The sequence below is a fragment of the Burkholderia anthina genome (assembly GCF_902498995.1).
GTDB lineage: Bacteria > Pseudomonadota > Gammaproteobacteria > Burkholderiales > Burkholderiaceae > Burkholderia > Burkholderia anthina.
Genome location: NZ_CABVLY010000006.1, coordinates 236,838 through 248,691, shown reverse-complemented (window position 1 = coordinate 248,691; position 11,854 = coordinate 236,838). Strand labels below are relative to the sequence as shown.

General features: G+C 64.5%; 9 protein-coding genes. 5 read left to right on the top strand and 4 right to left on the bottom strand.

Annotation, left to right across the window (positions count from 1 at the left end; genetic code table 11):
* The first annotated feature begins 300 nt into the window (after positions 1–300).
* The 5 genes from rimP (at position 301) to truB (ending at position 6,720) form a co-directional block, all read left to right on the top strand.
* Complete coding sequence (gene rimP / locus BME24068_RS10970; RefSeq protein ID WP_096506827.1) at positions 301–759, top strand: ribosome maturation factor RimP; 459 nt, start codon at positions 301–303, stop codon at positions 757–759.
* Positions 759–2,234, top strand: a complete 1,476-nt coding sequence (nusA, locus tag BME24068_RS10965) for a transcription termination factor NusA (protein ID WP_096506826.1) — start codon at positions 759–761, stop codon at positions 2,232–2,234. The genes rimP and nusA overlap by 1 nt, the downstream gene beginning before the upstream one ends.
* A gap of 91 nt (positions 2,235–2,325) precedes the next feature.
* Entirely contained in the window at positions 2,326–5,262 is a 2,937-nt protein-coding gene (gene infB / locus BME24068_RS10960) for a translation initiation factor IF-2 (RefSeq protein WP_096506825.1), read from the top strand.
* A gap of 113 nt (positions 5,263–5,375) precedes the next feature.
* Positions 5,376–5,774, top strand: a complete 399-nt coding sequence (gene rbfA / locus BME24068_RS10955; RefSeq protein ID WP_096506824.1) for a 30S ribosome-binding factor RbfA — start codon at positions 5,376–5,378, stop codon at positions 5,772–5,774.
* A gap of 13 nt (positions 5,775–5,787) precedes the next feature.
* On the top strand, positions 5,788–6,720 hold the full coding sequence (gene truB / locus BME24068_RS10950) for a tRNA pseudouridine(55) synthase TruB (protein ID WP_174926066.1): 933 nt from the start codon (positions 5,788–5,790) through the stop codon (positions 6,718–6,720).
* A gap of 101 nt (positions 6,721–6,821) precedes the next feature.
* Here truB and BME24068_RS10945 read toward each other — a convergent pair whose 3' ends face one another.
* From BME24068_RS10945 to BME24068_RS10930, 4 genes are all read right to left on the bottom strand, one after another.
* Positions 6,822–8,381 (bottom strand): DHA2 family efflux MFS transporter permease subunit, encoded by a 1,560-nt coding sequence (locus BME24068_RS10945; protein WP_174926065.1) that lies wholly within the window; start codon positions 8,379–8,381, stop codon positions 6,822–6,824.
* 27 nt (positions 8,382–8,408) lie between these two features.
* The gene (locus BME24068_RS10940) at positions 8,409–9,626 is read right to left on the bottom strand and encodes an HlyD/EmrA/EmrK family protein (RefSeq protein ID WP_096506821.1); all 1,218 of its coding nucleotides are present in this window, start codon (positions 9,624–9,626) and stop codon (positions 8,409–8,411) included.
* Between the two features lie 52 nt (positions 9,627–9,678).
* Entirely contained in the window at positions 9,679–11,184 is a 1,506-nt protein-coding gene (locus BME24068_RS10935) for an efflux transporter outer membrane subunit (protein ID WP_096506820.1), read from the bottom strand.
* An 84-nt stretch (positions 11,185–11,268) separates the two neighbouring features.
* Complete coding sequence (locus BME24068_RS10930) at positions 11,269–11,763, bottom strand: MarR family winged helix-turn-helix transcriptional regulator (RefSeq protein WP_096506819.1); 495 nt, start codon at positions 11,761–11,763, stop codon at positions 11,269–11,271.
* Positions 11,764–11,854 lie beyond the last annotated feature (91 nt).

Genomic DNA, 11,854 nt, shown 5'->3' with positions numbered 1-11,854 from the left:
CCGGATTGTTCCGCTTCGTCGGACGGTCCGGTTTCGCATTTTTGGTCGGTAAAGGCGGGCTGGGCGCCGCTTTTACCGGCTGGCTTGGCGTTTGCGCCAAAAATCGCTATAATCGCGGAGTCGCTGGGCGTACGGATTCAATGTGCGGCTCAGGTGCGACCACCAGTAAGAAGATGGGCGTTCCGCCCATTTTTTTTTGCTGAAACGGTTAGGCATCTCGGGTAGCGCTTCCTGCGCCGGCTAAGGCGCGCGCCCGCGGGTGAATCGCGAGCGGCGGGCGCGAACACCTGAGAGGACACTGTGCAACTGACGGAACTGATAGAAACCACGGTCACCGGGCTCGGCTACGAGCTGGTGGATCTTGAGCGCACCGGGCGCGGCATGCTTTGCATCTATATCGATCAGCTTGCCGGCATCTCGCTCGAAGATTGCGAAAAGGTCACGCGTCAGCTCCAGCACGTCTTGACGGTCGAAAACATCGATTACGAACGGCTTGAAGTCTCGTCCCCGGGGCTCGACCGCCCGTTGAAGAAACTGGCCGACTTCGAGCGCTTCGCCGGCAGTGAAGCTTCCGTGACCTTGAAAAAGCCGCTGGACGGGCGCAAGACGTACCGGGGCATTCTGCACGCGCCGAATGGCGAAACGATCGGTTTGGAATTTGAGAGGGAGAAGGGCGAGGCAGCCATGCTGGATTTCACGCTGGCCGATATCGATAAAGCCCGCCTGATTCCGCAAGTTGACTTTAGGAGCCGCAAATAATGAGTCGCGAAGTGTTGATGCTGGTGGATGCGCTGGCGCGCGAGAAAAACGTCGACAAGGATGTGGTGCTGGGCGCCCTCGAGGCTGCGCTCGCGTCCGCGTCCAAGAAGCTGTTCGACGAAGGCGCCGAAATCCGCGTCCATATCGATCGCGAAAGCGGCGAGCACGAAACCTTCCGTCGCTGGCTCGTCGTACCCGACGAGGCGGGCTTGCAGGAGCCGGATCGCGAGATCCTGCTGTTCGAAGCGCGTGAGCAGAAGTCCGACGTCGAAGTCGGCGAATTCATCGAGGAGCCGGTGCCGTCGATCGAGTTCGGCCGTATCGGCGCGCAGGCTGCGAAGCAGGTGATCCTGCAGAAGGTGCGCGATGCAGAGCGCGAGCAGATCCTGAACGACTACCTCGAGCGCGGCGAAAAGATCATGACGGGGACGGTGAAGCGCCTCGACAAGGGCAATTTCATCGTCGAATCGGGCCGTGTCGAAGCGCTGCTGCGCCGCGACCAGCTGATCCCGAAGGAAAACCTGCGCGTGGGCGACCGCGTGCGCGCGTACATCGCGAAGGTCGACCGCACCGCGCGCGGCCCGCAGATCGAACTGTCGCGCACGGCGCCGGAATTCCTGATGAAGCTGTTCGAGATGGAAGTGCCGGAAATCGAGCAGGGCCTGCTCGAGATCAAGGCAGCTGCTCGCGATCCGGGCGTGCGCGCGAAGATCGGCGTGATCGCCTACGACAAGCGGATCGATCCGATCGGCACCTGTGTCGGCATCCGCGGCTCGCGCGTGCAGGCCGTGCGCAACGAGCTTGGTGGCGAAAACATCGACATCGTGCTATGGTCGGAGGATCCCGCCCAGTTCGTGATCGGCGCGCTCGCGCCGGCAGCTGTCCAGTCGATCGTCGTCGATGAAGAAAAGCACTCGATGGACGTCGTCGTCGACGAGAACGAGCTGGCTGTCGCGATCGGCCGCAGCGGTCAGAACGTTCGCCTTGCCGGCGAACTGACCGGCTGGCAGATCAACATCATGACGCCGGACGAGTCCGCCCTGAAGCAGGGTGAGGAACGCGACCGCCTGCGTGCGCTGTTCATGGCGCGTCTCGATGTCGACGAAGAAGTTGCCGATATCCTGATCGACGAAGGCTTCACGAGTCTCGAAGAAATCGCTTATGTGCCGCTCAACGAAATGCTCGAAATCGAGGCATTCGATGAGGACACCGTGCATGAGCTGCGCAACCGCGCACGCGACGCATTGCTGACGATGGCGATCGCGAACGAAGAAAAGGTCGAGAATGCAGCGCTGGATTTGAAGGGCCTCGACGGCGTCACGCCGGAGTTGCTCGCGAAGCTGGCCGAACACGGCATGCAGACGCGCGACGATCTCGCCGAGCTGGCTGTGGATGAACTGGTCGACATGACCGGAATGGAAGAGGATGCCGCTAAGGCGTTGATCATGAAAGCACGTGAACATTGGTTCCAGTGAGAAATGACCATGGCGCACTGATTTGATGGCGGCCGTATGGCCTGACCCGATGCTAACAGCAAGGAATCGGTCCTTGCACTAAGAGGAATGAATGGCGAGTAACAACGTAGCCCAATTTGCCGCGGAACTGAAAATGCCTGCTGGTGTGCTGCTCGAGCAGCTGCAGGCAGCGGGCGTCCAGAAAGCGAGTGAAGACGATGCGCTGTCCGAAGCGGACAAGGCGCGTCTGCTCGATCATTTGCGCAAGTCGCACGGCGCAACCGACGGCGACAAGCGCAAGATCACGCTGACCCGCAAGCATACGTCGGAGATCAAGCAATCTGACGCGACGGGCAAGGCTCGCACCATTCAGGTCGAGGTCCGCAAGAAGCGCACGTTCGTCAAGCGCGACGAAGTGAGCGAGGGTGCGGAACAGGGTCAGGCGCAGGTCGCCGAAGCGGACGACGACGCGGAACTGAAGCGTCGCGAGGAAGAGGCGCGCCGCGAGGCCGAGCTGCTCGAGAAGCAGGCGCAGGAACTGCGCGAGCGTCAGGAACGCCTCGAGCGCGAGGAAGCCGAGCGCCGCGCCCGCGAGGAAGCGGCTGAAGCCGAGCGTCGTCGCGCCGAGGAAGAGGCGGCGGCGAAGCGTGCCGCGGCCGAAGCCGCCGCAGCACAGCAGGCTGCTGCTCAGCAGGCCGTCGAGGCCAAGCAGGAAGCAGCCGCTGCACCGGCCGCGCCGGCGCCGGCCGCACAGGACGAAGCACGCGCGGCCGCAGAACGTGCGGCACAGCGCGAAGCGGCGAAGAAGGCCGAAGACGCTGCCCGCGAAGCGGCGGACAAGGCGCGCGCCGAGCAGGAAGAAATCAGCAAGCGTCGCGCGGCGGCAGAAGCCGAAGCGCGCGCGATCCGCGAAATGATGAACACGCCGCGCAAGGCAGTGGTCAAGGCAGTCGAACCGCCGAAGCCGGTGGAACCGCCGAAGCCGGCCGAAGCGAAGGGCACGCTGCACAAGCCGGCCAAGCCGGCTGGCGCGGGCGCGCAAGCACGTCCGGCCGTGAAGAAGCCGGCAGGTGCGGCGCCGGCGACGACGCAGGCTCCGGCAGGTGCGGGCGATCGCAACAAGAAGCCGGGCGGCGGCAAGGGCGGCTGGCAGGACGACGCAGCGAAGCGCCGCGGCATCAAGACGCGTGGCGATTCGAGCGGCGGTGTCGACCGCGGCTGGCGCGGCGGCCCGAAGGGTCGTGGCCGTCACCAGGACAGCTCGTCGACGTTCCAGGCACCGACCGAACCGATCGTGCGTGAAGTGCACGTGCCGGAAACCGTTTCGGTTGCCGATCTTGCGCACAAGATGTCGATCAAGGCCTCGGAAGTCATCAAGGTGATGATGAAGATGGGCCAGATGGTCACCATCAACCAAGTGCTGGACCAGGAAACGGCGATGATCGTCGTCGAAGAACTGGGCCACCGCGCGGTTGCCGCGAAGCTGGACGATCCGGAAGCGCTGCTGGTCGAAGGCGAGACCAGCACCGACGCAGAGCAATTGCCGCGTCCGCCGGTCGTCACGGTGATGGGCCACGTCGACCACGGCAAGACCTCGCTGCTCGACCACATCCGCCGCGCGAAGGTTGCAGCGGGCGAAGCGGGCGGCATTACGCAGCACATCGGCGCTTACCACGTCGACACGCCGCGTGGCGTCATCACGTTCCTCGATACGCCGGGTCACGAGGCGTTCACGGCAATGCGTGCACGCGGCGCGAAGGCGACCGACATCGTGGTGCTGGTGGTGGCGGCCGACGACGGCGTGATGCCGCAGACGAAGGAAGCTATCGCTCACGCGAAGGCGGGTGGCGTGCCGATCGTCGTGGCGATCAACAAGATCGACAAGCCGGAAGCGAACCCGGACCGTGTCAAGCAGGAACTGGTCGCGGAAGGCGTCGTGCCGGAAGAATACGGTGGCGATTCGCCGTTCGTGCCGGTGTCGGCAAAGACGGGCGCCGGTATCGACGACCTGCTCGAGAACGTGCTGCTGCAAGCGGAGGTGCTGGAACTGAAGGCACCGATCGAAGCACCGGCCAAGGGCATCGTGATCGAAGCGAAGCTCGACAAGGGCAAGGGCCCGGTCGCGACGATCCTGGTGCAGTCCGGTACGCTGAACCGTGGCGACATCGTGCTGGCAGGCACGGCTTATGGCCGCGTGCGTGCGATGCTCGACGAGAACGGCAAGCCGACGAAGGAAGCCGGCCCGTCGATCCCGGTCGAAATCCAGGGTCTGTCGGAAGTGCCGGGTGCAGGCGAGGAAGTGATCGTGCTGCCGGACGAGCGCAAGGCGCGCGAAATCGCGCTGTTCCGTCAAGGCAAGTTCCGCGACGTCAAGCTGGCGAAGCAGCAGGCCGCGAAGCTGGAAAGCATGCTCGAGCAGATGGGCGAAGGCGAAGTGCAGAACCTGCCGCTCATCATCAAGGCGGACGTGCAGGGCTCGCAGGAAGCACTCGTGCAGTCGCTGCTCAAGCTGTCGACCGACGAAGTGCGTGTGCAGATCGTGCACAGCGCGGTGGGCGGCATCAGCGAAAACGACGTCAACCTGGCAACGGCATCGAAGGCGGTCATCATCGGCTTCAACACGCGTGCGGATGCGCAGGCGCGCAAGCTGGCCGAGTCGAACGGTATCGACATCCGCTACTACAACATCATCTATGACGCAGTGGATGAAGTGAAGGCGGCGATGTCGGGCATGCTGGCGCCGGAGAAGCGCGAAGTCATCACCGGTATGGTCGAGGTGCGCCAGGTGTTCAAGGTGCCGAAGATCGGTACGGTCGCTGGCTGTATGGTCACCGACGGTATCGTCAAGCGCTCGTCGTCGGTTCGCGTGCTGCGCAACAACGTCGTGATCTTCACGGGCGAACTCGAATCGCTGAAGCGCTTCAAGGACGACGTGAAGGAAGTCAAGCAAGGCTTCGAGTGCGGGATGTCGGTGAAGAACTTCAACGACGTCACCGAAGGCGACCAGTTCGAAGTATTCGAAGTGACCGAAGTCGCACGTACGCTGTAATCGTCGCGTATCGGCTCATGGGGCGGGGCAGGCTTGGGCCTGTCCCGCCCATTTTCATGGTGGCGTGCCAACGGCGCGCCGCTTTATCCTGATAAACGGATCACGGATCGATCATGTCCAGGAAACGTACTTCCCCCAATCGCAACGTTCAGATTGCCGACCAGATTCAGCGCGATCTGTCCGAACTCATCATGCGCGAGGTCAAAGACCCGCGGATCGGTATCGTGACCATCCAGAGCGTCGAGCTCACGCCGGACTACGCACACGCGAAGGTCTATTTCACGGCGCTCACCGGCGATCCGGACAAGACGCAGGAAGCGCTGAACCACGCGTCGGGTCACCTGCACAACCTGCTGTTCAAGCGCCTGCACATTCATACCGTGCCGACGCTGCATTTCCACTACGATCAGACGATCGAAAAGGCGGTGGAGATGTCGCGCCTGATCAAGGAAGCCAACTCGACACGCGCGAAGGACGACGACGAAGCCGACGCGTCCGCGAAGGACGACTGAGCTCGCGCGCCCTATGACGACTGCAGCAAACCAGCGTCCACGCGTGCCGCGGCGCGCGCTGGACGGCGTCCTTCTGCTCGACAAGCCGGTCGGTTTGTCGAGCAACGACGCATTGATTCGCGCCAAGCGCCTGCTTCTCGCGAAGAAGGCCGGTCATACCGGCACGCTCGATCCGCTGGCCTCGGGCCTGTTGCCGCTGTGCTTCGGCGAGGCGACGAAGTTCTCGCAGGACTTGCTCGAAGCCGACAAGACCTACGAAGCGACGATGCATCTCGGCGTGCGCACGACGACCGGCGACGCGGAAGGCGACGTGCTCGACACGCGTGCCGTCGAATGCGGCCTCGCGGCGGTGGAAGCAGCGCTTGCGCGCTTTACCGGCGAGATCGTGCAGGTGCCGCCGATGTATTCGGCGCTCAAGCGCGACGGCAAGCCGCTGTATGAATATGCGCGCGCGGGCCAGACCGTCGAGCGGGAAGGCCGCAACGTGACGATCCATGCGCTCGATCTGCTCGCCTGCGAACTGCCGGACGTGACGTTTCGTGTGACCTGCAGCAAGGGCACGTACGTGCGTACGCTCGCGGAAGATATCGGCGAAGCACTCGGCTGCGGTGCGCATCTGACGATGCTGCGCCGCACGGGTGTCGGCGCGCTGACGCTCGAGCATGCGGTGACGCTCGACATGCTGTCCGACGCCGCCGAAGCGGCACGCGATGCGTGGCTTCAGCCGGTCGACGCGCTGCTGTCGACGTTTCCGCTGGTGCGTCTCGACGAAGCCAGCGCGAAGCGCTTCCTGCACGGCCAGCGCTTGCCGCTGTCGGCGCTCGATTCGATCGATGCGGCAGAAGGCGATCGTGTGCGCGTGTACGACGCGCGACGCCTGCTTGGCGTGGCGCGCAAGGCCAACGGCGTGCTCGCACCCGAACGTCTCGTCGTGACGGCTGAGTGATGTGACGCGCGCAAGCGCCGTCGTCGAAGCCCGTCGAAACGAAAAAAGCCCGGTCGAAATCGACCGGGCTTTTTGTTTGGTGCGTTGCCTTGAGCTGGGGCTCAGTGTGCAGCCGACGCAGCCGCCCCCGCATCGCCGCTGCCCGCGCGTTCGGGTTTCGTGATCCAGATCAGTCCGATCAGCAGCACGAAGATCGCCGCGGAAATGTAGAACAGATCGTTCACGCCGAGTTGCGCAGCCTGCTGGGTGGCCATGTTGTTGATCAGGCCATGCGCCTGCTCCGGCGTGAGCCCGAGGTTGCCCATCTGCGTGACGGTCTGGTTGAACGTCGGGTTGTACAGATTCGTCTGCTCGACCAGTTGCGCGTGGTGGAAGTTGTTCCGATGATCCCACGCGGTCTGGAAGATCGACGTGCCGATGCCGCCGCACATGATCCGCACGAAGTTCGACAGGCCCGACGCCGCGGGAATGCGGTGGCCGGGCAGGCCGGACAGCGTGATCGACACGAGCGGAATGAAGAAGCCGGCCATCGCGATGCCCTGCACGAGCGTCGGCAGCATCAGTGACCACTCGTCGACGCCGGTCGTGTAGAGCGAGCGCATCCAGAAGCACAGCGCGAACGTCAGGAATGCGGCGGTCGCGATGTAGCGCGGGTCGGTGCGCGGCAGGAACTTGCCGGTCAGCGGCGACAGCAGGATCGCGAACAGCCCGACGGGCGCCATCACCAGACCCGCGTCGGTTGCCGTATAGCCGATCTGGGTCTGCAGCCACAGCGGCAACAGCACGAGGTTGCCGAAGTAGAGCCCGTAGCCGACCGCCAGCGCGATCGTGCCGCCGGTGAAGTTCCGCATCCGGAACAGCGACAGGTCGACGACCGGATGTTCTGCGGTCAGTTCCCAGATCACGAAGAACGCGAACGAGATGATCGCGATCAGCGCGAGCGCGACGATCGTGGTCGACGCGAACCAGTCGAGATCCTTGCCCTTGTCGAGCATGATCTGCAGCGAGCCGACCCACAGCACGAGCAGCGCGAGGCCGACGCCGTCGATCGGCGCGCGGCGCACCGTCGACTCGCGCGTACGGTAGATCGACCACGTGGCAAGCGCAGCGGCGATGCCGACGGGGATGTTCACGTAGAAGATCCACGGCCACGAATAATTGTCCGAGATCCAGCCGCCGAGGATCGGCCCCGCGACCGGCGCGATCAGCGTCGTCATCGACCACAGGGCGAGCGCCATCGGCGCTTTCGCACGGGGGTAGCTCGACAGCAGCAGCGATTGCGACAGCGGAATCATCGGCCCGGCGACCGCGCCCTGGAGCACGCGCGACGCGAGCAGGAACGGCAGGCTCGGTGCCAGCCCGCACATCCACGACGAGATGACGAACAGGATGATCGACGCGAGGAACAGGCGAACCTGTCCGAAGCGATCGGTCAGCCAGCCCGTCAGCGGCACCGAGATCGCGTTCGCGACCGCGAACGACGTGATGACCCACGTACCCTGGTCGGAAGACACGCCGAGGTCGCCCGAGATGGTCGGGATCGCGACGTTCGCGATGGACGTGTCGAGCACGTTCATGAACACCGCGAGCGATACCGCGATCGTCCCGAGCACGAGTTGCCCGCCCTGCAAGGGCGGGTGGGAGACAGGAGCCTGTGCCATGTCGGTAGTTTTTCCGGAATCGAGCCGTTACATCATCTTGGCGGTGCCGTTCGACTTCGCCGCGGCCGGTGCCGCCGCGTTGCCGCCGGCGTTCGCCGCGATGATGCGAGCGATTTCGGCGTCGGCTTCGTCACCGTACTTCGCGAACACGTTGGTCTCGTAGACCGTGTTCTGCGCGTTCGCGAGCTGGTCGCCGCGTTCGTCCTTGATGTCGACGTCGACCTGCATCGACAGGCCGATGCGCAGCGGATGCTTCTCGAGATCCTTCGGATCGATTTCGATACGCACCGGCAGGCGCTGCACGACCTTGATCCAGTTGCCCGTCGCGTTCTGCGCCGGCAGCAGCGAGAACGCGGAGCCCGTGCCGGCCGAGAAGCCGACGACCTTGCCGTGGTACACGATCGACGAGCCGTAGATGTCGGCCGTCAGTTCGACCGGCTGGCCGATGCGCATGTGATTGAGCTGGACTTCCTTGAAGTTCGCATCGACCCACACGGCGTTCAGCGGCACGACCGACATCAGCGGGTTGCCCGGCGACACGCGCTGGCCGACTTGCACCGAGCGCTTCGCGACATAGCCGGTGACCGGCGCGGGCAGCACGTTACGTGCGTTCGCGAGGTACGCGTCGCGCACCTTTGCCGCGGCCGCCATCACGTTCGGGTGCGATGCGATCGTCGTGTTCGCGGTCAGCGCGCGGTTCGATGCGAGCTGCTGCTGGGCCGCGTCGACCGAGGCCTGTGCGGCGCGCACGGCGTCGCGTGCGTGGGAGATCTCTTCCTGCGACACGGCGCCCGTTTGCGCGACGGCCAGGCGACGACGCAGGTCGTCCTGCGCCTTCGACAGGTCGGAGTCGCGCAGCGCGACTTGCGCACGGTACTGGTCGTCGTTGACGAACAGGCCGCGCACCTGGCGCACCGTCTGCGCGAGGTTTGCTTCGGCCTGCTGCAGCGCGACTTGCGAATCGGCCGGATCGAGCACGACCAGCGGATCGCCGGCCTTGACCGTCTGCGTATCGTCGGCCTTCACGGCGATCACCGTACCCGTGACCTGCGGCGTGATCTGCACGACGTTGCCGTTCACGTATGCGTCGTCGGTCTCTTCATGGAAGCGCGCGACGAGGAAGTAGTACAGACCGTACGCGATGGCCGCGATCACGATGACCGCGATCAGCAGCGTCATCATCCGTTTGCGCTTCCCGTTGTTCTGCGGCTGTGCGCTGGCGGCGTTTTGTTGAGGGTCGCTCATGGCGATTTTCTCCGTCCGTTATTTCGAGTGTCTGCGTAGTGGTGGCGCCGGATCAGTTGGCGGCCTGTTGTGTCTGCTTGCCGGTGTCGGTCGCGTCGGGCGCGGCGAGTCGCGTGCCGGTCGCGTCGAACCCGCCGCCGAGCGCCTTGATCAGCGCGAGCTGCATGTCGCGCCGGCGCATCTTCAGGTTGGTCACGGTCTGTTCCGATGCAAGGCGGTTGCTGTCCGCGGTCAGCACCTGGAGCTGCGGCGACAGGCCGGCCTTGTAGCGGATCACGGCGAGGTCGTACGCACGCGTCGACGCGTCGAGCGCGCGCTGTGCGTCGCCCATCTGACGATCGACCGCGCGGATCGAGGCAACTTGCGTCGCGACATCGTTCAGCGCGCTGATCAGCGTCTGGTTGTAGTTCGCGACCGACAGGTCGAAGTCCGCATAGCGGCCCTTGAGCTGCGCGCGCAGCGCGCCGGCATCGAAGATCGGCAGGTGGATGGCCGGGCCGAACTGCGCCTGGCGGCTTGTGAAATTCAGGAATTTGCCCCAGCCGAACGCATCGAAGCCGAAACCGGCTGCGAGGTTCACGTCCGGGAAGAATTCGGCCTTCGCTTCCTTCACGTCGTGCATCGCGGCCTCGACCTGCCAGCGTGCGGCGACGATGTCGGGGCGGCGCGACACGAGATCGGCCGGCAGGTTGCCGGGCAGCGCCACATCGGCGGTCGGGTTCATCACCGGCGCGGCGATTTGCAGCCCGCGGTCCGGACCCTTGCCGAGCAGGGCGGCGAGCTGGTAGCGCACCGTCGTGATCTGGCCGTCGAGGTCGGACAGCGACGCCTGGGTCGTCGCGATATTGCCGCGTGCGGTCTGGCGCTCCACGTTGGTGTCGAGGCCGGCCGACACGCGCCCGTCGGTGATCTTGCCGACCGTCTGGCGGTTGGCGATCTCGCGTTGGGCGATGTCGCGCAACGCATAGAGTTGCGCGAGCGAGTTGTAGGTGCGGGCGACCGACGACGCGAGCGTGATGCGCGCCTGCTGCATGTCGGCTTCGGCGGCCTTTTCCTGCGACACGGCCGTGTGCAGTCGTTCGCGGTTCTTGCCCCACAGGTCGAGATCCCACGATGCGCTCGCGAGCGCATTGTTCTCGCTGTACCACTGACCGCCGTACGGCGGCGGGAACAGCGCATTCGACGAATACAGCTCGCGGGTCCACGAGTAGCTGGCCTCGGCTTTGGGCATCAGGTTGGAGCGCGACGTCTCGATGTATGACGACGCTTTCGCGATGCGCGCCTGCGCCTGCGCGATCGACGGGTTGCCCTGGAGCGCCTCGTCGATCAACTGCGGCAGCTGCGGATCGCCGAACTGGCTGGCCCAGTCGAGCGCCGGCCAATGGCCGCCCTGGGCCGGCAGGCTCTGGGTGGTTTCGAATTGCGACGCGGGCGCAATCTGCTTGTCGCTCTTGATGCCGATGTAGTTCGCGCAGCCTGCCAGCGCCAGCGCGGCAACCGCGGCGGCGACGGCGGCGCGGCACGAACTGGCGCGCACGGACAACGGAGTGGATTTCATCGCGCTGAGCCCTGACTCGGAATGAATGATGGACACTGCAAGGATTTCCTTACATTAATCTGTCAAAAGTAATTGTTATGGCAACTATTCCGTGACGCTGCTACCTGCCGTCTCGCAATAGTTGCTGAGAATGCGGCGCAGCATGCTCTTCAGGAACCCGACTTCCTCCGGCGTAAAACCGCCCAGCAGTTCGTCGAGGACGCTGCGGAACACCGGCGGCAGCCGCTCGGCGAGCGCGCGGCCTTCGTCGGTCAGTTCGAGACGCACGACCCGCCGGTCCTCGATGCTGCGCACGCGGCACAGCAGGCCGCGCTTCTCGACGCGGTCGAGCAGGCGGGTGACGGCGCTCGCGTCGATTCCGTATTCCCGTGCGAGTTCGGCGGCCGTCGAGCATTTGCCGACCGCGATCATGAACAGCATGCTCGCCTGCGTGCCGGTGATGCCGAGCTCTTCCTGCGTGCGTTGCGTGACGAGGTTGGTCATGACCGACTTCACGCGCGACATCAAATAACCGACGCTGTCGTTCATCTGATACGAAGACAGCGGCGAAACGGGCGGTTGGGAAGGAGAATCCGACATAAAACCCTGAAGCTGCAATAGTTGACTAGGCAGCAGTATAGGCACAATTGCTTGCCGCGGCAAATGTTAATCGAACCGACCGGGAGGGCGC

Coding starts and splice junctions, on each gene's coding strand:
- nusA (WP_096506826.1), top strand. CDS start 759: ATGAGTCGCGAAGTGTTGATGCTGGTGGATGCGCTGGCGCGCGAGAAA.
- infB (WP_096506825.1), top strand. CDS start 2,326: ATGGCGAGTAACAACGTAGCCCAATTTGCCGCGGAACTGAAAATGCCT.
- rbfA (WP_096506824.1), top strand. CDS start 5,376: ATGTCCAGGAAACGTACTTCCCCCAATCGCAACGTTCAGATTGCCGAC.
- truB (WP_174926066.1), top strand. CDS start 5,788: ATGACGACTGCAGCAAACCAGCGTCCACGCGTGCCGCGGCGCGCGCTG.
- BME24068_RS10945 (WP_174926065.1), bottom strand. CDS start 8,381: ATGGCACAGGCTCCTGTCTCCCACCCGCCCTTGCAGGGCGGGCAACTC.
- BME24068_RS10940 (WP_096506821.1), bottom strand. CDS start 9,626: ATGAGCGACCCTCAACAAAACGCCGCCAGCGCACAGCCGCAGAACAAC.
- BME24068_RS10935 (WP_096506820.1), bottom strand. CDS start 11,184: ATGAAATCCACTCCGTTGTCCGTGCGCGCCAGTTCGTGCCGCGCCGCC.
- BME24068_RS10930 (WP_096506819.1), bottom strand. CDS start 11,763: ATGTCGGATTCTCCTTCCCAACCGCCCGTTTCGCCGCTGTCTTCGTAT.